A 19,197-nucleotide genomic window follows, 5' to 3' on the forward strand; every position below is an offset into this window, starting at 1 on the left:
CGCGGCGGCGGGACCAATAAAATTTGAAATGAAATTTTAGGACAAAATTTTGAGATGGAATTTTAATGACACACCGGTTATGCGTGGGTTAGGATTTAAAGCCGTAAAGCTTCAAATCCTAACCCACATCAAATTTAAATTTTAAAAGAAGCTGTATATGTCGTCTAAAAGGAAGTATTTTTTATCGACGGTGCCTTTGTAGAAAGGCTCGAAGGTATCGTTATACGCCTTTTTGAAAAAGCCCTCTTTGCTAAGCGAGATGAGCGCTTGATTGACGGCCTCTGCGAGATCTGCGTTGCCCTTTTGCATCGCGATGCCTAAAAATACGTTCTCGCCAAGGCTTTTGATGTTAACCTCGACGCTAGGATCTGCGACCGGATAGACCATCACAAATAGATTATCGTCGCACGCGCCATCGATCTCACCGCTTTTTAGCCGTTTGTAGCAATCGGAGGAATTTTTGCAATACACTAGATTGTAGCCGCCATCCTTTTGCATAAACGCTTCGCCCGTTGAGCCGCGGATGACGCCTACTTTTTTACCTCGTAGATCGCTCATTTTTTGGATATTGTCGCTTTTTCTGGTTAAAACTCCGGAATTTACCGAAAGATAGGGCATCGAAAACTCATAATTTTTCTTTCTCTCCTCAGTAACGCTTGCAGCCGCGATAAGCATATCCGCCTGATTATTTTGAATGGACGGAAAGCGCGCTTGCGCTGATACCGGTATGAGCTCGATCCTGCCGCCGGTATCGCCTAAAATTTTGCCTCCGATTGCATTAGCAAGCTCTACGTCAAAGCCCTCAAAGCCGTTATCTGTGACCCTACTAAACGGAGGTTCATTTTCATAAACGGCGATACGAATGACTTTACTCTGCTTTATTTGACTTAAAGAATTCGCAAGCGCAAAGATGCAAGATAAAAGAATTAAAAACAGTGATTTTTTCATTTTAAATTCCTTTTTTATTAAAAAAAGCTGTAAAGATCGTCGAGTAAGAAATATTTTTTATCGACAGTACCTTTATAGAAGGATTCGAAAGTATCCTCGTAAGCCTTTTTGAAAAAGCCCTCTTTGCTAAGCGCGATCAAGCCTTTATTGATCGCTTCTAGCAGCTCCGCGTTACCCTTTTGCACCGCGACGCCTAAGAATACATTATCGCCTAAATTTTTTATATTGACTTCGACTGCAGGATCTACGATCGGATAGACCATTACAAAAAGGTTGTTGTTACAATACCCGTCGATCTCGCCACTTTTTAATCTCCTATAGCAATCGACCGAATCGTTGCAATAAGAAACATTATAACCGCCGTCCTTTTTGATATACGCCTCACCGGTAGTCTTGCGGATGATACCGATCTTTTTGCCCATCAGATCGCCTATTTTGTGAATATTTGAGTCTTTTTTCGTTAAAATTCCCAAATTTACCGTAAAATACGGCATCGAAAAATCCACGCTGCCTTTACGCTCTTCAGTGATACTTGCAGCCGCGATTATCATATCGGCTTGATTATTTTGAAGCATCGGAAAGCGCACTTCGTTCGTTACCGGGATAAGCTCGATACGACCGCCGCTGTTGCCGAAAATTTTACCGGCTAGCGCATTGGCAAGCTCGACCTCAAATCCCTCAAAGCCTTTCTCGCTCGACTTACTAAAAGGCGGCTCATTTTCATAAACACCCACTCTGATAACCTTGCTTTGCTTTATTTCGCTTAAGGAATTCGCAAAAACAAAGATCGCCGACAATAGAATAAGAAAAAATGACTTTTTCATAATTTCCTCCTTGAATTTTAAATTTTTCGTAATTGTAATGTAAATTTTCTTAAAATTTCATTTTACCAAAACTGAAATTATTCCCTAAATTACGGGCTTAGCGATAAAATTTCGCAACTAAAATTTCTAAACATAATGATAGAGGCTTTTTAACTTTGCGCCAAGCTCCGCCTGCTTTCATTAAATTTTAGCGCTTCGCTATAAATTCTGTGCGTCTATTAGTGCCGCAAAAATAGCACGTCGCTGCGAAATTCTATGGAATTTTATAAATTCTGCAACGACGCGTTAGTAGAATTTTATAATCCAAACCCAAGCTCGCAAAGTCAGGCAAAATAGCAAGACTATGCGAGCCTTTTAAATTTTACCTGGCGAGAGCACACAGCTATGCTTACGAAAACAAACACAGGCGAGCTGTATCGCTATGCCCGCCTAAAATAAGCTATAGAGGTCATCTAGCAAGAAATATTTTTTCTCCGCAGTGCCCTTGTAATACGGCTCGATAGTCTCGTCGTAGGTCTTTTTCATAAAGCCGTTCTTGCTTAGCTTGACTAGCTCGCCATTTAAGAACTCAAGCAGATCCTTATTGCCCTTAGAAACCGCAATGCCTAAGAAATCCGAAACGCCTAAATTCTTGATATTTACCTCGGTGTCGCTGTCGATTACAGCATAAGCTAAAACTATCAGATTGTCTGTCGCATATCCGATGCCCTTACCGTCCTTTAGCATTTTATAGCATTCGTTTGCAGTGGCGCAATTTATGATTTCAAAACCCTCTTTTCTAAAATACGCTTCGCCCGTAGTTCCAGTTTCTGCGATAATCGGCTTGCCGTGCAGATCCGATACAGTTTTAATCCTATCGCCAGCGCGGGTTAGCACGCCGATATTTACTGCAAAATACGGCGTCGTAAAATCAACTAGCTGCTTACGCTCATTTGTGATCGTAAAGGTCGCAAGCACCATATCTACTTTATTTTCTTCCAACACTTTTAAACGCTCACTAGCCTTTACGGGTACGAATTCTACCTTGCCCGCTTTGCCACCGAATATATCTTTCGATAGCGCCTCGGCTAGGGTCACCTCAAATCCTTGAAATTTGCCGTCTTCAAATTTACTAAAAGGCGGTTGCGCCTCAAATACGCCTACGCGCACACTGCCCGATTGCCTAATCTCAGATAGGGTATTTGCCACTACACTACTTGTAAATAGCAATAAAATTCCCAAAATTATCTTTTTCATATCGTTCCTTTAATTACAATGATTAGCCTAGCCGCGCATTCGCGTCGCTTTGGCAAGCCGTTTTAAGCCGGTCGTATATTATTCGCTCACTTCTCCTTTCAATATTTTTTTAAAATTTCTTTGCCTTTGAAATTTTGCGGCGCATTTTACGCAAATTTCATTTAAAATACATTTAACCTGCGCCGTGATTTAGATCCCAATCGATCTCCCCCAGGCCGTGCGCGCGCAGATATTCGTTGCATCTGCTAAAATGCTTGCAGCCGAAAAACGCCCCTCCGGCAAGCGGGCTAGGATGCGCGGCGGTTAAAATGAGATGCTTCTGCGCGTCGATCAGCGCCGATTTTGCTTTGGCGAAATTTCCCCACAGCATAAAGACTAAGCTTTGCCGCCTCGCGCTTAAAATTTTAATCACGGCGTCGGTAAAAGCTTGCCACCCAAAGCCGCTGTGCGAGTTCGCGCGGTTCGCACCCACGCTAAGGCTCGCATTAAGTAGCAGCACGCCTTGCTTCGCCCAGTAGCTCAGATCGCCGCTTTCAGGCTCGCTGATACCCAGATCGCTCTTAATCTCTTTGTAGATATTTACGAGGCTAGGCGGAATTCGCACGCCGCGCGGTACCGAAAAGCTAAGCCCCATCGCCTGATGCGCGCCGTGGTAGGGATCCTGCCCCAAAATCACCGCGCGCACCCGCTCAAACGGAGTGAGATTGAAGGCATTAAAGATCAAATTTCCAGGCGGATAGACGATCTCGCGCTCCTTTGCGGCTAGCAGGTTTTCTTTGATCTTCACAAAATACTCGCTTAAAAATTCCTCCCTAAGCGCCTCTTTCCAGCCGCTCTCGATTCTCACGTCGTCTAAGTTTATCTGCATGCTAGCCCTTTAAGCTTTAATGAATTAACGCCCTAATTTTACAATAAATTTTAAAAATAGTATCGCTTGCACGCGCCGCTGCAATCAAAGGCGAATCTCCCGCGCCGCCAACCGATCCGCCGATTTATAGGCGCCGCTACACGATCACGATCAAAAGCGCCATAAACAGCAGCAGGGCGATCGTCTTTTTATTGTCGTTAAGCAAGCTCTGCGGATAAAAAGCAAACAAAATCGCATAGGCAAAAAGCGCGATTGCGAACTCCCACGGGTTATTATCTCTGAATTTTAACCTATAAATAATCGCCGCTACGAAAGATATATGCGAAAGCAGCGATAAAATTTGAGCCGGTTTCATTCTGTCTTTGTGATCTCCTATTTTATGTAAAACCCACTATATCGTTATTTTATCTACTTTGATAAACGTCCGTAAAACTAAAGTCTAATTTTTCAAATTTTTAAATTTTATCCCAAAGCTTTTAAATTTATTTTTCAACGACGATATCAATCGGCCGTAAATAAATTTAGCGCACACTATAATATCCTAAAGTATTTATTTGAACTATATTGAGTTCCGGATAAAAAATAACCTCGTGATCATAATCTATCGGCTGTCCCCATTCGTGCTCTTTTTTGTACCATATTCGCCTTTTATCGTTGACTATTGCCGTTATATTTAAATTTTTGATCGAACCATATATCAAATACTCCCGACTGCCGGCGTAATGATAGGACGGCATCGCCCACGATAGTTTAAATTCGTGCAAATTTGTAGTTTCAGCTATGCAATCGGACTTGGAAACAAACTCGTAGCCCTCTTGCAACATTTTTTGTTGCGTCAAAATAAAAGGCTTATCCGCCTTTATAAAATGCGCGTAACAGATGCAAGTCTGCAATTTGTCCCTACAATGATAAGGAATGGCTTTTTTGCGATAAATGAGCAAAGTTTCTCCCTTCGTATTTGTTAAGGCTTCAAATTTAGCCAAATCTCGATCTTTTACGTATGGAAATTTAGATAATGGCGAAATTTGAATAGCCAAATATATATACGCTATCAATAAGAAAAACAATATAGCAATTACAAGCATGGCGATCTTGATGACTTTCCACAATATTTTTAATATCTTTACTGCCTGCATTAAGATTTACCTCCTCTCTATTTTAAAATTTACTGCAGTATTCATAAACCGCGCCGCCGATCTTAGCGGCTTTAAAATTTCATCGTACGAGCTTGCTTCTAAGGCCGTAATAAGGATAATCCATCGCCGCAGCGGCAGCCTCTCGCGCCTGGACGCCTGCGAATTTTTCGATCACGCAAAGTCCAAGCTCGATGGAGCTGCTCACGCCGCCTGCGGTGATGATCTCGCCTCCTGCGGGCAGGCTCTCGCGAACGAGCCGCTCGTGCACCATGTCCGCGCAGTAAGGCGCCAGCAGATCGTAGCAAAGCGGATGCGTAGTCGCGCGCCTACCTCGCAAAAACCCCGCTGCGCCCAGAAGTAGCGAGCCGGTGCAAACGCTAAACTTATACTTCGCATCGCGCGCGGTCGCTAGCCACGAGATAAAGCCCGCATCGTCTTTAAGGCGGCGCGTCGCCATACCGCCTGGCACAAAAACCGCATCAAAGCCGCCCAGATCCGTCGTGATCTCGCCCGCATCGATCGTAAGGCCGCCGCTATCCGAAACCTGCCGCTCGCGCGAGCAAAACCTCATCTCAAGCTGCGGGTGGACGGCTTTGAGCCTTAGCATACAATCGTAAAATCCCACAAAATCGAGGTGCGTCTGTCCGCTAAACATCACAAGCGCTAGGTTTTTCATGATCCGTCCTTTAAATTTATCGCTCACCGTGGCAGTTTTTGGCTCGTCGCCGTTAAAATTTTCAGCGCTGTAGCCGCAACGAGCGTCTGTTTAAAACGCCCATTTAAATTTAGCGACCGAATGCCCGTTCGGCTAAAATTTTAAAATTTCATCCTGTCGGGCAGCAGAAATTTGACCGCCCGCGAATGAAATTTCAGAAGCGGTTAAAATTTTGCGCGCCTTTTATTCCGCTTTACTCAGACCTGCAAAAGCCCGCACGCCCGCATAATGCAGCCTTTTTGAAACATTCTCAAATTCCAAATTCCAAATTCCCTCGTCGTATTTCCATTCAAACGGCGTTTTGTAATTCGTCCAAATTTCATACGCGCGTTCGTTTAGCCGCTCAATCAACGCAGAAATCCCTAAATCGCCGCCCGCTATCTCCATCATCAAATGCCAGTTATCCAAATCGGCGGGGTCGTCGGTGTGGATAGATTTTTCGCGCGGCAGATAATACACAAAATCGCCCGTATCGAAGGGGAATAAAGTATGACACAGCGCAATGCCGTAAATTTTTTGAGCAAATACGGTCGGAAGCTGCTCGTCAGAATAGCCAAAAGTTGAAACATATAAAAAGCTGCGCAAAATGCTCGCTAAATTTCTACAAACGGGCGCAAAGGCATATCTGCATGCCTGCTGCGTTAAGGCGCCGTTTCTAATAAAACTTATGGCGCTATCGATCTCTTTTCTTCTTGCTTGCACGTATTTTATCTTTTTAAATCGCCAATGGGGCATCAATTCCAAAGAATTGTCGATAACTCGCAAATGCTTGTCTCTTTTTTCATCCGCCGTGCCGCTTAGCTCCGCGATCCTCGCAACAGCCTGCCTCCAAAACGGAATCAGGGTTTTTACCCATCCCAGGTAGCTAAGATAAAGCTCGTTCGGCTCCTCTTTTTCAAAAGCCGCTCTCATCTGCGTAAGTTTTATCATCGCAAGCCCCTTATATCAAAATTTTATCCCGCTCGCTACCCCTCGTCCTGCGTCTTCTCCCTGCTCGCCATGCAGCTTTGGAATATAAATTTATGCTCCTGCGGCAGCGCGTCATAAATTTTACTCGCAAGCTCGCGGATCTCCCAAAGCGCCGCCTTGCTAGAGCGCAGAGCGAGGAAGTTTTGCAAGCTGCGCGCGTTTATGCTCCAGCTAAGCTCGCTCTTGTAGCACTCGGGCAGGCAGTATTTAGCGATATCAAGGCTGATTGGAGTTTGTAAGATTACGCGCAGATTTTCAAGAGCCGCGACGCTTGCGTTATCGACCGCTTCGTTGCCGGTAAGCACGATGTATCGCGCGGCGTTTTCGAAATCGCCTTGCGCGAAGCTGTCCTCGCCGCGCAATTCTTTCAGAGTGTAGCGCGTGGATTTTACGCTAAGGCTTGCTAGGCGATGGCGCGCCAGCTCCTGAAGCAGCGCGCGCGAAATACCGCTGATGTAGAAGTTGTAGTAGAGGTGCTCCAGCGTGCTTGAGTGCTTGAGCTGGTTGCCGACGCGATCAATGAGCGCTAGGTCTTTGGCGCCGCCGCAATCGCCGCGCTCAAAGCTCTGCCAGCAGGTGCGGATGGCGTTTGAACAGACCCAAAGCGGAGTGAAATTTAGAAGCTTGACTTGCATGATTATCCTTTTGAAATTTTAAGCGCATTTTAACGCTATCGCACTTTTAAACCGATAAAATTTCGCAAAACGACGCTTTTAATAAACGAAGCTTGCGCCTAGCTTTGCGGGCAGAAGCGCCCCATTTTATCTTTTTTCACTGCCGCCGCGAGAGATTAAAATTTCATCCAGCTCGTAGCGCGTGTGCGGATATTTGCTAGGCTCACCATGTCCCAAAGCTACGACGATCGCAGGACGAAATTTCGCCTCTAAAGCGCATAATTTTTCCAAAGCTGCGGCGTCAAAGCCTGTCATTATGCACGAGCGCACGTCAAAGCCCTCGGCAATATTAGCGATATTTGCCGCTAAGATATAAAGCTGCTTGGTCGCGTAGTTCATCAGCGCTTCGTCGTCTAAGCCTGCAAATTTCGCGCGGAAATAATTCATCGCAGCTTCATATTTTTGCGGAGTATTTGCGCGGCGGCGGACGGTGCGCTCTAAATACGCTTCGCCCACGCGCAGATCGTTACGCGCGATTAAAATCACGGCGTGCGAGCACTCAGCTACTTGCGGCTGACTGTTACAGGCTACGGAAAGCTCTTTTAGCTCGCAAGGATCCGAGATTATCATCATCCTCCAAGGCTCCAATCCGCATGAGCTGGGACTTAAGCGCGCAAGATCAAGTATCTCGCGCACGAGCTCGCTATTTAGCTTGTCGCTGCAAAATTTACGGCAGCTGTGGCGAGAGAGCATCACTTCTTTTATCGATTTCATTTTATCTCCTTTAAAATTCGCGGCATTATAGCGGGTTTGCCTAAATTCCATCCGGTTAGCTTGGCGAGTTAAGCTAGATTTTGCTAATATTGCCCTTTAAAATTCTGCTACAAGGCATAATATGAATGATAAATTTAGCAAAATCGGCTTCATTCTCGCAGTCGCAGGCAGCGCCGTAGGGCTCGGTAATGCGTGGAAATTCCCCACTTTAGTAGGCACCAATGGCGGCAGCGCCTTTATCTTGCTATATCTTTTGCTGACGCTTTTGGTTAGCTTCGTGATTTTTTTGGCAGAGATCGTCATCGGCAGGCTAAGCGAAAGCGATCCGGTGCGCGCATTTGAAAAGCTCGCGCCCTCATACAAAGGCGCATGGAAATACGCAGGATTTTTTATGATTAGTGCGCTTTTGATCTATGCTTTTTACAGCGTCGTAATGGGCTGGATCCTAAAATACGTAGTCTCAAGCGCTTTGTATCTGCCAAAAAGTATAGATGAAAGCGGTGCAGCGTTTAATGCACTTTTGGGCAGCGATTTTTTAAGCGCGGCGATATGCTTTACCATAGCGTCGGCGTTTTGCTTTTTCATCGTATCTAAAGGTGTCAAAAGCGGCATCGAGCGGCTTAATGTCTGGATGATGCCCGCGCTATTTATTTTGCTGGTTTTGATGCTAATTTACGCCGCGAGTTTCGATGGATTCGGACGTAGCGCAAAATTCTTGCTAGTGCCTGATTTCTCCAAGCTTAATAAGGATAGCGTTCTTTCGGCGCTAGGACTTGCATTTTTTACGCTTTCGCTTGGCGTTACTACGATTATGACCTATGCCGCAAGCCTGCCTGCGCGCACCAATATCCTAACCTCAAGCATAAATATCGTCTGCATTAATGTCCTAATCGGCGTGATGATGGGACTTATCGTCTTTACTTTCATCTTTGAATTCGGCGGCGATCCCAAAGCGCAAGGTCCGGGGCTTGTGTTCGTCTCGCTGGTGGTGCTTTTTTCAAAGCTCGGTGCGATCGGAAATATCCTAGCCTTTTTATTTTTCACCTCGCTGTTGTTCGCGGCGATTACTTCTGCAATTTCGATGCTGGAGCCTGCGATTTATTATCTCGTAAACTCCCGCAAGCTAAGCCGCAAGTGCGCTTCACTTCTAGTTTTTGCCGTGACGTATGTTTTAGGGATATGCTGCATTTTGGGTTATTACGGGGGCACGAGCGAGTATTTTAGCCTAGGTGGCAAGAGCTTTTTTGACGTGCTTGATTACCTAACCTCAAATATCTTAATGCCTCTTAGCGGTATAATCGTGGCGATTTTCGTAGGGTTCGCGATCAAAAAACGAGCCGTCGAAATTCTACTGCGCCCATATATGGGACGAATGGGCTTTAAGCTGTGGTATTTCGTGCTACTGCGCTTCGTGGCGCCAGCCGCGATCGTAGTGATAGCGCTAAATCAGCTAAAAATTTTAAATTTTTAAATTTTGCAAAGCGGATGGATAGCATGGAAGTTAAAATTTGGCGCTGGAGCAGTCTAAAAGTAACGGGCAAAATTCTATAGCGAGCCTCGCGGCGATCCGTGAGCGGCCATGGCGGCTGTCAAAAATCGCGCTTGGAATTTTATGTCTAGATAGGAGCATACAACGACCGCAATCAGCCTTCGGCGCGACCGTGCTAACCCGCGCGGCAACCTGCGTAAGACCGCGGCAAAGACGCCGTAGCGTAGCCGCGTCTGATCACGCTGCGGAATTTTAAAATTCTAAACCTAGACGGTCGGTGCGCAGCCGCCACGATAGTTTATGACGCGGTCTATGCAATCTGCCGCAGAAGTGACGCGTAAAATTTTGTGGTGACCCGCGCGACATCGCGCTTGGAATTTTAAATTTAGCGCTAAAGCGGTCCAAAAGTAGCGCGCCAAATTTCATAGCGAACTTGCGGCGATAGTTTGGAATTTTAAAATTCCGTAGCTTTAAAATTTAAAAATCATCGGAGCGAAAATGAACGATAAATTTAGCAAAATCGGCTTCATACTTGCCGTCGCAGGCGGCGCGGTGGGGCTTGGCAACGCATGGAAATTCCCCACCCTCGTGGGTCAAAACGGCGGCAGCGCCTTCGTGCTTTTATACCTCGCGCTCACGCTGGGGGTGGGCTTTAGCATATTTTTAGCCGAGATGGCGCTAGGCAGGCTAAGCGGGCGGGATCTGCCGAGCGCATACGAGACGCTGGCGCCGCGCGGCGGACGCAAATGGCGCGCAGCAGGAGTTTTCATCGCGGGCGGCATGCTGGTGCTGTCCTTTTACCTCGTCATCCTCGGCTGGGTGATCCGCTATATCTTTTTGGGCTTTTCTCCGCTGCCCGCAACCGCCGAGGAAGCGGGCGCCGTCTTTGACGATCTCATCTCGCATTCGCTAGCCACGAGCCTAGGCTTTTACGCGCTTGCGCTCGTGCTGACGCTTTCCGTCGTCGCGCGCGGCATCAAAAGCGGTATCGAGCGGCTAAACGTCGTGATGATGCCTCTGCTTTTCGTGCTGCTGCTCGCGATGCTTGCGTATGCGTGCACGATGCAGGGCTTCGGCGCGGCGGCGAAATTTCTTTTCTACCCCGATTTCGGCAAAATCACCGTTAATTCCGTCCTATCCGCGCTCGGGCTAGCGCTCTTTACCCTGTGCGTGGGCGTCGGCTGTATCGCAGCATACGCGGCGTCGCTTAGCGAGGGGGTGCGGCTCGTGCGCAGCTCGGTAAACATCGTATTTATCAACATCGCGATCGGACTGATGATGGGACTCATCGTCTTTACCTTCATCTTCGAATTCCGCACCGATCCCGCGCAGGGTGCGGGGCTTGTGTTCGTCTCGCTCACTACGATGTTTGCAAAAATGGGGCTAGCGGGACAGGTACTTGAAGTCGCGTTTTTCGTCTCGCTCTTTTTCGCAGGGATCACGAGCGCGGTTTCGATGATCGAGCCCTTCGTCTTCTATCTCATCGGCAGGTTTAAAATTTCGCGCCTGCGCGCAGTTTGCATCTCGGGGTGCGTCATAGCGGTGCTAGGTGCATGCTCGCTGCTATCGATGCATGCGGATTATGCGAGCAGGTTTAAGCTTTTCGGCGCGAGCTTTTTTGACTGCTTGGACTTCGTAAGCTCAAACGTCATGCTGCCTCTAGGCGCGCTAACCTCGGCGATCTTCGTGGGCTTCGTGATGGATGCACAGCGCCTGCGCGGGCTTTTCGGCGCCGATATGGGCGAGCTCGGATTTAAAATTTGGTACTTTTCGCTGCGCTTCGTAGCGCCCGTCGCGATCGTGATCATAATGGCAAATCTGCTGTTTTTCAGCGGAAAATAAAAGCGAACGGAATAGATAGGAGCGAGCAAAATTTCACGCGATAAATCGCGCGGCAGATTTGCGCAGCGAAGCGGCACGCGGGGATCGCGAATTTGCGACGTTTAGGCGGCTCGGCTAAATCGCGTGCTGCGATCCGCGAAGCGCCCGAGCAAAGAGCTTTGCGCAATGAAATTTTATGCGGTAAATCTTGCGCAGTAAAATTAAAGCGTAAAATTTTACGCCGCGTTTCGTAACGAAAGAGCCCAAACGCGCCTGAATTTAAAATTTACGCGTTGAAATTTCACAATCCTCTCGGCAAAGCCTAAAAGCATTAAAATTTTACTACCCGCTAGCATAACGAGCGCCGAAATGCGCCGTAAAGCAGCGGGCTTGCTTTGCAGGAGCGATGAAGATTTTGTGGGTGCGGCCTAAACGGCTAGCGGCGCGCATTTGGGCCGAATGAACTCGTTTTAAAGCCGCACGGCTTAAACCGTCCCTAGCGCGCTAGCACTTACCTGCTTTTTTAAGCAGAGCGTTGCAGTTACCACTTTTGGAACCTCCAGTACCGCCTGCGCCAACAATTTTTGTGCAAAGCACGTCAGAATCAACTACTATAACGGATGAAAAATAGCAACGATATAAATCCCCGTTTTTGCTCCTGACCTTATAATGTACTGAGTCGATCTCACTTTTTACTGAATCGGGCACAACCGACAGATTTGATTTATCTATACCAGTTGCCATTTCAGCGCGATCTAAGAGTGTCGCCTCACTAGTCATTGGCTTTTTTATAAAACCACAACCACTTAAGACGGAAGCGACCGCAAAAGACGCAGCTAAAGCAAAAAGGCTTTTTGAAACCAGATATTTCATTGTTTTTCCTTTTAAATAAAATATAGATAAATTATAACGCCGTCCCAATTTAAATCTCCTTAAAATATAGATTAAACTGCTATTTTAAAATTTTAAAACGTGGCTAGTAAAATTTAAACGTAAATAGCAAGCTTAGATGTGAGATTCATAATGTTAATTTTGTCACAGCCGAAGTGCGCACATCTTAAAATGAGGGTTACGAGTAGGATGCGACATCCAAACAAAAAAGGCCACGACGCCACGATTGGATTGCGGACAAAATAAAATCAAAATTTCGTGAGTTATAAATTTAAAGCTAAGCTTTAGAATTTCATAGCTATTTGGAATTTTAAGTGAAAGTCTGATGCATTGCCGCGATATCAGCTCGCCACGCCTTTACGAAATTTTATACGTCGCAAATTACCCTTACCATCATAATTTGCGCTCCACTTTGAAAGCGCGAACGAAGCTACGTGGCGGTATTTGCGGCAAGCGGTGCGAACCATGCCGCTAAATTTGGAACAAAATTTCAGAATAAGGCTAAATTTAAAGAATTTAGCCGTTCATTATCGATAGCAGCTCGGTGTTGTCTTTGGTTTTTAGCATCTTGGCGTATAAAAATTTCAGCGCCTCGACGTCGTCCATCGTCGAGATAGCCGAGCGCAGCGCCCAGATCTTTTGCAGATTTTCGCTGCCTTGCAAAAGTTCCTCTTTGCGCGTGCCTGACTTGGTGATATTGATCGCGGGGTAAATTCTGCGGTCCGAGATGTTACGATCGAGGATGATCTCGCTGTTGCCGGTGCCTTTGAACTCCTCGAAGATCACGTCGTCCATTCGCGAGCCGGTCTCGATGAGCGCGGTAGCGACGATGGTAAGCGAGCCGCCGTTTTCGATATTCCGCGCCGCACCGAAGAAGCGCTTTGGCTTATGCAGGGCGTTTGCGTCCACGCCGCCGCTTAGGACTTTGCCGCTGCTAGGCGTGACGGTGTTGTAAGCACGCGCAAGGCGGGTGATGCTATCGAGCAGGATGACGACGTCCTTGCCGTTTTCAACGGCGCGTTTTGCCTTTTCGATGACGAGCTCGGCGACGCGGACGTGGTTGAACGCGGGCTGATCGAAGGTCGAGCTAAATACCTCGCCGCGCACGCTACGCTCCATATCGGTCACCTCCTCGGGGCGCTCGTCGACTAGCAGCACCAAAAGCTCGACCTCGGGGTGGTTGCGCGTAATGCCATTGGCAAGCTCCTTCATAAGCTCCGTCTTACCGCTACGCGGAGGCGCCGTGATGAGCCCACGCTGCCCCTTGCCGATCGGGGTGAAAAGATCGAGCACGCGACCGGTAAGGCGCATCGGGTCATATTCAAGCTTGAGTTTTTCGGTCGGGAAAAGCGGCGTGAGATTGTCAAATAGCGGGCGCTCTCTGGCCTCTTGGATCGATTTGTAATTGATCGCCTCGATCTTTAAAAGAGCGTAGTACTTCTCCTGATCCTTCGGCTCGCGCACTTGACCTGTGACGATGTCGCCGACGCGAAGGGCAAATTTACGGATCTGGCTGAGGCTCACGTAGGCGTCGTTGGCACTGTCGCTTAAATTTGAATCTATGCCACGCAAAAAGCCGTAACCCTCGGCGGTAACCTCCAAAATCCCCGTAAAAAGTATGAAGCCGCCCTGCTTCGTCTGCATGCGTAAAATTTCAAAAACGAGCGCTTGGCGGCGGAATTCGCGCGGGTTCTCGACGCCTAGCTCGTCTGCTATGGCGATGAGATTTTCAAGATCCATCGAGCGGAGCTCCTCGATCTGGTAGCCCTCGACGGGAACGTGCGTTTTAGCGTAAGTTTTTCTGCCGTTTTGATTAGAATTTGAAACGGCGGTCTGAGCGGAATTTTGATTTGTATTTTCCATTTATCCTCTTAGAGTGTGAAGTTATTAAATTTGGTTTTAAAAAAGTCGCGAAATTTGAAATTTAGTTTTCTTTATAAGCACCGAACCTTAAAATTTTTTGTTGCCTTCTACTGATGAGCTCGTCTATGCTAAGATCGTCTAGCTTGTGCAGCTCGGTTAAGACGTAGTTTCCAAGCGCTTTTATCGCGCCGTCTTTATCTCTGTGGGCGCCCGTTTTAGGCTCTTTGATCACGTCGTCTATCAAGCCCAGCTCTTTTAGCTCCTCGGCGGTGATCTTTAACGCTTTCGTAGCGGCCTCGCTCTTGCTTGGATCGTTCCACAAAATCGCGGCACAACCCTCGGGAGAGATAACCGAAAAAATTGAGTTTTGAAGCATCGCCAGCCGATCAGCCACGCCGATAGCCAAAGCTCCACCACTGCCGCCTTCCCCTATAACGACGGCAATCGTAGGGGTTTTAATATCACTAAACTCATATAGATTTCGCGCGATAGCCTCACTCTGACCGCGCTCCTCGGCACCAAGTCCCGGATATGCGCCCGGAGTGTCAATCAAAAATAGAATCGGAAGGTTAAATTTCTCGGCAAGTTTTGCTACGCGCAGTGCCTTGCGATAGCCCTCCGGATGCGGCATGCCGAAATTTCGCTTCAACTTATTTTTGGTGCCGCGACCCTTCTGCTCGGCGATCACGGCGATTTTGCGATTACCCATAATGCCCAGATAGCACACGATCGAAGGATCGTCCCTAAAGGCGCGGTCGCCGTGAAGCTCCCTGGCGTCTTGCAAAAGCGCGCGAATATAATCGATCGCGTAAGGGCGATCCGGGTGGCGCGCAAGCTGAAGTCTTTGGTATTCGTTTAAATTCTTATAAACTTTGGAAATTTCTTTTTCGAGGTTCTTATTTAAAATTTCGACCGCGTCCTCATCGCCGCGAATTTTTGCAGCGGTGATGTCCTCGTCGATCTGCTTTATAGACTTTTCAAAGTCCAAATAACTCGCCATTAATCTACTCTTTTGAAAATAAGCGACGCGTTTGTGCCGCCAAAACCGAAATTATTGCTCATAACGCAATCGAGTTTGGCTTTTCTAGCGACGTTTGGCACGTAATCCAAATCGCAATCGGGATCTTTTGAAATTTGATTTATCGTAGGCGGTATGATGCCGTTTTGCATCGCTAAAAGGCTGATCGCAGCCTCTACTGCTCCGGCAGCACCCAGGCAGTGCCCTAGCTGACCCTTGGTGGAGCTGACCGCAGGCACTTTGCCCTCGCCAAAAAGCTCTTTTAACGCCGCAGTTTCGTTTTTATCGTTTATCGCAGTCGATGTTCCGTGAGCGTTGATATAATCAATCTTCGGGCGTCCTGCCATTTCGTAGGCCTTTTTCATAGCGCGGATCGGGCCATCCAGGCTAGGCGAAGTGATATGATAAGCATCGCCGCTAGCGCCGAATCCTACGAGCTCGCCGTAAATTTTAGCACCGCGCGCTTTTGCGTCCTCTAGCTCCTCTAAAACTAAAGCCGCCGCGCCTTCGCCCATAACAAAGCCGTTTCGCTCCGCATCAAACGGACGTGAAGCGTGCGCAGGATCGTCATTTCTTGCACAAAGCGCCTTCATCGCAGCAAATCCACCGATACCTACGGGACAAACCGCAGCCTCGGCTCCCACTGCAAGCATCTTTTTCGCTTCACCGATCATGATAGCTCTCGCAGCGTCCATAATCGCATGCGCGGAAGCCGCACAAGCCGTAACGCTGGATAAATTCGGACCTTTTAGGTTATAGTATATTGAAACAAAGCCGCCGAGCATATTTACTAACGCAGAAGGGATAAAAAACGGCGAAATTCGCCTAGGGCCGCGCTGCAAGCAGGTATTGGCATTTATCTCGATATTCGGTAAACCGCCGATACCGCTAGCGGAGCTAACGCCGAATTCGTCGCTATCGAAACCGCTAAATTTAGCGTCATCTATGGCTTCGCCCGCGGCTTTAAGCCCGAGTTGGATAAATCTATCCATCTTTTTTATCTCTTTTCCATCCTCGATTATGCTCGAAGGATCGAAACCTTTTACTTCAGCTGCAATTTGAACCGGAAATTCGCTAGCGTCAAAGAGCGAAATTTTATCAACCCCGGTTTTTCCGTTACAGATATTTTCAAAACTGCTCTGTTTGTCAAGCCCGAGAGAGGTTATCATCCCGATGCCCGTTACTACGACTCGTTTCAAAACCGCTTCCTTAAAATTTTATTTCTTAGGCAAATTTTCTATATAATCTACTACGTCTTTAATGCTTACTAATTTTTCGGACTCGCTATCAGGGATCTCGATACCGAATTTCTCCTCTAAAGCCATTACTAGCTCAACTACGTCAAGAGAGTCCGCGCCCAAATCCTCGATAATTTTAGAGTCAAGTTTAACCTGATCCGGGCTAACGCTTAGTTGTTCTACAACTACGTCTCTTACATCTTCAAATACTGCCATTTTAGCACTCCTTTAAAAAAATACCGCGTAATTCTATAATATTTAACCTTAAATTCCGCTATTTAACGCTACATATAGAGCCCGCCGTTGATTTTAAGCGTCTCTCCGGTGATGTAGCCCGCGCCGTCGCTGAGTAAAAACGCAACTCCTTCGGCGACGTCGCTCGTGCTTCCGAGGCGCTTAAGCGGGATGCTCGCTTCGTAGCTTGCTTTTACGTCGTCGCTTAGCGCGTCCGTCATATCCGTAGCGATGAAGCCTGGAGTTATGCAGTTGAAGCGGATGCCGCGCGCTGCGCCCTCCTTTGCGAAACTCTTACTCATCGCGATCATTCCGCCCTTGCTCGCGCTGTAATTGACCTGCCCGGCGTTTCCCATTTCACCGACGATCGAGGCGATGTTTACGACCGCGCCGAAGCGCTTTTTACTCATTAGTTTTAGGGCTTCGCGGCAGCCGATGAAGGCGCTGCTTAAATTTGCTTCGATCACGCCCATGAAGTCTTCCAGCTTCATTCTAAGCGCGAGCTTGTCGTTCGTGATACCCGCGTTATTTACGAGATAGCTTAGTTCGCCGTCGCTTTGCGCGATCAAGCTTAGCGCCTCGCTAAATTCCGCCTCGTTCGTCGCGTCAAATTTTATCACCGCGCCCTCTCCGCCGTTTGCGCGGATCTCCTCTAGCAGCGCGTCGGCAGGCTCTGGTGCAGAGCGATAATTGATCCACACCTTAAGTCCGTAGCCGGCTAAAGTCCTTGCGATCTGTGCGCCGATACCGCGGCTTGCGCCCGTGATTAAAACGTTTTTCCCGCTAAATTTCATACTTATCCTTTTTGTTAAAATTTTAATCTCTAGCGTAAATTTATCCAAATTTACCTAAATTTTAGCAGTTTAAATCTACTCGCGACCCGCGCCGTTTAAATTTCAAAATAGCGCCTCGTCCATCTCCGTGGGCTTTGGCAGCCCCATTAGCTTTAGCACGGTCGCTGCGACGTTACTAAGCCCAAGTCCGCTCTTTAGTTCGCGCGCGCCGCGCCCCAGCACGAAGCAAAATACGTCAAAGGTCGTGTGGTTGGTTAAAATTTCGCCGTCGTCGCCCCGCATCGCCTCGCAGTTGCCGTGATCGCTAATCTGCACGTAGGCGTAATCGTGCGCCTTCGCCGCGCTTAAAATTTTACCGATGCACTCATCCACCGCTTCAACCGCCTTTATCGCGGCGTCGTAATTGCCCGTATGACCGACCATATCGCCGTTTGCGAAATTTACGACGATGAAATCGATCCCCGCTTCGATACCGCGGATTACCGCATCGCACACCGCAGGCGCGCTCATCTGCGGCTGCTCGTCGTAGGTTTTTACTTTGGGGCTTGGGATCAACACGCGAGTTTCGTTCGGCAGCGGCTCCTCGACGCCGCCGTTAAAGAAAAACGTCACGTGGGCGTATTTTTCGGTCTCGGCGGTGTGAAGCTGCGTAAGACCGGCTTCCGCGATCACTTCACAAAGCGTGTTTTTTAGCACGGGCTTCTCAAAAAGCAGTGGAAATTTAAAGCTCGCGTCGTATTCGCTCATCGTGATTAAATTTTGCACGACGAGCTTTCGCTTGAATTCGCTAAAGCTCTCATCGCCCAAAGCCGCGCAAAGCTCTCTAGCGCGGTCGTTTCTAAAATTTATAAAAATCACTCCATCATCCGCGCCGATACCGCTAAAGCCGTTAAAGCTCGCAGGCTCGATAAACTCGTCGCTCACGCCGTGCTCGTAGCTTTGCAGTATGTACTGGCTAGGCGAAATTTCAAGCGACGCCGTCTCACCCATAAGCACGTCGTAAGCGCGCCTTACGCGATCAAAGCGCTTGTCGCGGTCCATCGCGTAAAAGCGCCCACACACGCTCGCAACTTTAAATTTAGCCTGTAAATGCTTTAAAAATTCCGCTCCGCTGCTCGGCGAAACATCGCGTCCGTCGGTGATAGCGTGCGCCCATGTCTCGCAACCCGCATTCTGCGCTATCTCACAGATCGCGTCGAAATGGCGTAGATGCGAATGCACGCCGCCGTCGCTGTAAAGCCCTATGACGTGCACCCTGCGGCACTTTGAAAGCAGGCTTTGCAGCGCTTCGTTTTTCTCAAGCGAGCCCTCATCGATCGCGCGATCGATTTTGACTAGGTTTTGATATAAAATTCTACCACTTCCGATCGTCATGTGCCCCACTTCGCTGTTTCCCATCTGCCCCTGCGGCAAACCCACGGCAAGCCCGGAGGTGCGTAGCAGCGTATTGGGCACGTTTTTAAAAAGATAATCATAGGCGGGCTTTTTCGCATTTGCAAACGCATTAAATTTATCGCTAGCGTTAAAGCCGATGCCATCGGTGATAAGCAAAATCGTCTTTTGCCCCATTTTTGACTCCTAAATTTCGTCTAAATTTCGCCGCACAGGTCTTTTGAAGCAGGTCTGCGGCGCTGTTCTTACGAGCGGCATTATACTTTTTTTTGGCAAATGCGGCAAAATTTCATCCGCCCTAAAAGCTAAATTTTACCTCTTTTATACTAAAATGCGCGTTTTCGTATAAAATTTCATAAAATTTAAAAGGCAA

19 protein-coding genes are annotated in these 19,197 nt (G+C 47.8%); 2 read left to right on the top strand and 17 right to left on the bottom strand.

Annotation, left to right across the window (positions count from 1 at the left end):
• Positions 1 to 141 precede the first annotated feature (141 nt).
• The 10 genes from CGRAC_RS07820 to CGRAC_RS07865 all read right to left on the bottom strand — a co-directional run bounded on the left by CGRAC_RS07820 (position 142) and on the right by CGRAC_RS07865 (position 8,084).
• Complete coding sequence (locus CGRAC_RS07820) at positions 142 to 948, bottom strand: transporter substrate-binding domain-containing protein (protein ID WP_005873330.1); 807 nt, start codon at positions 946 to 948, stop codon at positions 142 to 144.
• A gap of 17 nt (positions 949 to 965) precedes the next feature.
• Positions 966 to 1,772, bottom strand: coding sequence for a transporter substrate-binding domain-containing protein (locus CGRAC_RS07825; RefSeq protein ID WP_005873331.1), 807 nt, complete (start codon positions 1,770 to 1,772; stop codon positions 966 to 968).
• Positions 1,773 to 2,201: 429 nt separating this feature from the next.
• The gene (locus tag CGRAC_RS07830; protein WP_005873332.1) at positions 2,202 to 3,008 is read right to left on the bottom strand and encodes a transporter substrate-binding domain-containing protein; all 807 of its coding nucleotides are present in this window, start codon (positions 3,006 to 3,008) and stop codon (positions 2,202 to 2,204) included.
• Positions 3,009 to 3,180: 172 nt separating this feature from the next.
• Positions 3,181 to 3,876 carry a uracil-DNA glycosylase gene (gene ung, locus CGRAC_RS07835; RefSeq protein ID WP_005873333.1) on the bottom strand — a complete coding sequence of 232 codons (696 nt, stop codon included), beginning with the start codon at positions 3,874 to 3,876 and terminating at the stop codon, positions 3,181 to 3,183.
• A 136-nt stretch (positions 3,877 to 4,012) separates the two neighbouring features.
• Positions 4,013 to 4,231: a hypothetical protein gene (locus tag CGRAC_RS07840; protein ID WP_005873334.1), complete on the bottom strand. Its 219-nt coding sequence runs from the start codon at positions 4,229 to 4,231 to the stop codon at positions 4,013 to 4,015.
• A 166-nt stretch (positions 4,232 to 4,397) separates the two neighbouring features.
• A complete protein-coding gene (locus CGRAC_RS07845; protein WP_005873335.1) occupies positions 4,398 to 5,012 on the bottom strand; it encodes a hypothetical protein in 615 nt (204 codons plus the stop codon).
• Between the two features lie 79 nt (positions 5,013 to 5,091).
• A complete protein-coding gene (locus CGRAC_RS07850; RefSeq protein ID WP_040304497.1) occupies positions 5,092 to 5,688 on the bottom strand; it encodes a DJ-1/PfpI family protein in 597 nt (198 codons plus the stop codon).
• Between the two features lie 222 nt (positions 5,689 to 5,910).
• Positions 5,911 to 6,657: a hypothetical protein gene (locus CGRAC_RS07855; protein ID WP_005873337.1), complete on the bottom strand. Its 747-nt coding sequence runs from the start codon at positions 6,655 to 6,657 to the stop codon at positions 5,911 to 5,913.
• A gap of 35 nt (positions 6,658 to 6,692) precedes the next feature.
• Entirely contained in the window at positions 6,693 to 7,331 is a 639-nt protein-coding gene (gene thyX, locus CGRAC_RS07860) for an FAD-dependent thymidylate synthase (protein ID WP_005873338.1), read from the bottom strand.
• Between the two features lie 126 nt (positions 7,332 to 7,457).
• Entirely contained in the window at positions 7,458 to 8,084 is a 627-nt protein-coding gene (locus CGRAC_RS07865) for a nitroreductase family protein (RefSeq protein ID WP_050346331.1), read from the bottom strand.
• Positions 8,085 to 8,205: 121 nt separating this feature from the next.
• On the opposite strand from CGRAC_RS07865, the gene CGRAC_RS07870 reads away from it, so the two are divergent.
• Together CGRAC_RS07870 and CGRAC_RS07880 are read left to right on the top strand one after the other, a co-directional pair.
• Positions 8,206 to 9,555, top strand: a complete 1,350-nt coding sequence (locus CGRAC_RS07870; protein ID WP_005873340.1) for a sodium-dependent transporter — start codon at positions 8,206 to 8,208, stop codon at positions 9,553 to 9,555.
• Between the two features lie 516 nt (positions 9,556 to 10,071).
• A complete protein-coding gene (locus tag CGRAC_RS07880; protein ID WP_005873343.1) occupies positions 10,072 to 11,415 on the top strand; it encodes a sodium-dependent transporter in 1,344 nt (447 codons plus the stop codon).
• Positions 11,416 to 11,898: 483 nt separating this feature from the next.
• On the opposite strand, the gene CGRAC_RS07890 is transcribed toward CGRAC_RS07880, so the two are convergent.
• The 7 genes from CGRAC_RS07890 to gpmI all read right to left on the bottom strand — a co-directional run bounded on the left by CGRAC_RS07890 (position 11,899) and on the right by gpmI (position 19,001).
• Positions 11,899 to 12,267, bottom strand: coding sequence for a hypothetical protein (locus tag CGRAC_RS07890; RefSeq protein ID WP_040304503.1), 369 nt, complete (start codon positions 12,265 to 12,267; stop codon positions 11,899 to 11,901).
• Positions 12,268 to 12,801: 534 nt separating this feature from the next.
• Entirely contained in the window at positions 12,802 to 14,148 is a 1,347-nt protein-coding gene (rho, locus tag CGRAC_RS07895; RefSeq protein WP_005873347.1) for a transcription termination factor Rho, read from the bottom strand.
• A gap of 61 nt (positions 14,149 to 14,209) precedes the next feature.
• Positions 14,210 to 15,148, bottom strand: coding sequence for an acetyl-CoA carboxylase carboxyl transferase subunit alpha (gene accA, locus CGRAC_RS07900; RefSeq protein WP_005873348.1), 939 nt, complete (start codon positions 15,146 to 15,148; stop codon positions 14,210 to 14,212).
• The gene (locus CGRAC_RS07905; protein WP_005873349.1) at positions 15,148 to 16,365 is read right to left on the bottom strand and encodes a beta-ketoacyl-ACP synthase II; all 1,218 of its coding nucleotides are present in this window, start codon (positions 16,363 to 16,365) and stop codon (positions 15,148 to 15,150) included. The genes accA and CGRAC_RS07905 overlap by 1 nt, the downstream gene beginning before the upstream one ends.
• Before the next feature lie 18 nt (positions 16,366 to 16,383).
• On the bottom strand, positions 16,384 to 16,620 hold the full coding sequence (gene acpP / locus CGRAC_RS07910) for an acyl carrier protein (protein ID WP_005873350.1): 237 nt from the start codon (positions 16,618 to 16,620) through the stop codon (positions 16,384 to 16,386).
• A 68-nt stretch (positions 16,621 to 16,688) separates the two neighbouring features.
• Positions 16,689 to 17,432, bottom strand: a complete 744-nt coding sequence (gene fabG / locus CGRAC_RS07915) for a 3-oxoacyl-ACP reductase FabG (RefSeq protein ID WP_040304505.1) — start codon at positions 17,430 to 17,432, stop codon at positions 16,689 to 16,691.
• A gap of 102 nt (positions 17,433 to 17,534) precedes the next feature.
• On the bottom strand, positions 17,535 to 19,001 hold the full coding sequence (gene gpmI / locus CGRAC_RS07920; RefSeq protein WP_005873352.1) for a 2,3-bisphosphoglycerate-independent phosphoglycerate mutase: 1,467 nt from the start codon (positions 18,999 to 19,001) through the stop codon (positions 17,535 to 17,537).
• Positions 19,002 to 19,197: the final 196 nt, after the last annotated feature.

The organism is Campylobacter gracilis, from assembly GCF_001190745.1.
In the GTDB taxonomy this organism is placed as follows: Bacteria; Campylobacterota; Campylobacteria; order Campylobacterales; family Campylobacteraceae; genus Campylobacter_B; species Campylobacter_B gracilis.

Bases quoted from the DNA above. Each gene is read 5' to 3' on its own strand.
- CGRAC_RS07820 (WP_005873330.1), bottom strand. From the start codon at position 948: ATGAAAAAATCACTGTTTTTAATTCTTTTATCTTGCATCTTTGCGCTT.
- CGRAC_RS07825 (WP_005873331.1), bottom strand. From the start codon at position 1,772: ATGAAAAAGTCATTTTTTCTTATTCTATTGTCGGCGATCTTTGTTTTT.
- CGRAC_RS07830 (WP_005873332.1), bottom strand. From the start codon at position 3,008: ATGAAAAAGATAATTTTGGGAATTTTATTGCTATTTACAAGTAGTGTA.
- ung (WP_005873333.1), bottom strand. From the start codon at position 3,876: ATGCAGATAAACTTAGACGACGTGAGAATCGAGAGCGGCTGGAAAGAG.
- CGRAC_RS07840 (WP_005873334.1), bottom strand. From the start codon at position 4,231: ATGAAACCGGCTCAAATTTTATCGCTGCTTTCGCATATATCTTTCGTA.
- CGRAC_RS07845 (WP_005873335.1), bottom strand. From the start codon at position 5,012: ATGCAGGCAGTAAAGATATTAAAAATATTGTGGAAAGTCATCAAGATC.
- CGRAC_RS07850 (WP_040304497.1), bottom strand. From the start codon at position 5,688: ATGAAAAACCTAGCGCTTGTGATGTTTAGCGGACAGACGCACCTCGAT.
- CGRAC_RS07855 (WP_005873337.1), bottom strand. From the start codon at position 6,657: ATGATAAAACTTACGCAGATGAGAGCGGCTTTTGAAAAAGAGGAGCCG.
- thyX (WP_005873338.1), bottom strand. From the start codon at position 7,331: ATGCAAGTCAAGCTTCTAAATTTCACTCCGCTTTGGGTCTGTTCAAAC.
- CGRAC_RS07865 (WP_050346331.1), bottom strand. From the start codon at position 8,084: ATGAAATCGATAAAAGAAGTGATGCTCTCTCGCCACAGCTGCCGTAAA.
- CGRAC_RS07870 (WP_005873340.1), top strand. From the start codon at position 8,206: ATGAATGATAAATTTAGCAAAATCGGCTTCATTCTCGCAGTCGCAGGC.
- CGRAC_RS07880 (WP_005873343.1), top strand. From the start codon at position 10,072: ATGAACGATAAATTTAGCAAAATCGGCTTCATACTTGCCGTCGCAGGC.
- CGRAC_RS07890 (WP_040304503.1), bottom strand. From the start codon at position 12,267: ATGAAATATCTGGTTTCAAAAAGCCTTTTTGCTTTAGCTGCGTCTTTT.
- rho (WP_005873347.1), bottom strand. From the start codon at position 14,148: ATGGAAAATACAAATCAAAATTCCGCTCAGACCGCCGTTTCAAATTCT.
- accA (WP_005873348.1), bottom strand. From the start codon at position 15,148: ATGGCGAGTTATTTGGACTTTGAAAAGTCTATAAAGCAGATCGACGAG.
- acpP (WP_005873350.1), bottom strand. From the start codon at position 16,620: ATGGCAGTATTTGAAGATGTAAGAGACGTAGTTGTAGAACAACTAAGC.
- fabG (WP_040304505.1), bottom strand. From the start codon at position 17,432: ATGAAATTTAGCGGGAAAAACGTTTTAATCACGGGCGCAAGCCGCGGT.
- gpmI (WP_005873352.1), bottom strand. From the start codon at position 19,001: ATGGGGCAAAAGACGATTTTGCTTATCACCGATGGCATCGGCTTTAAC.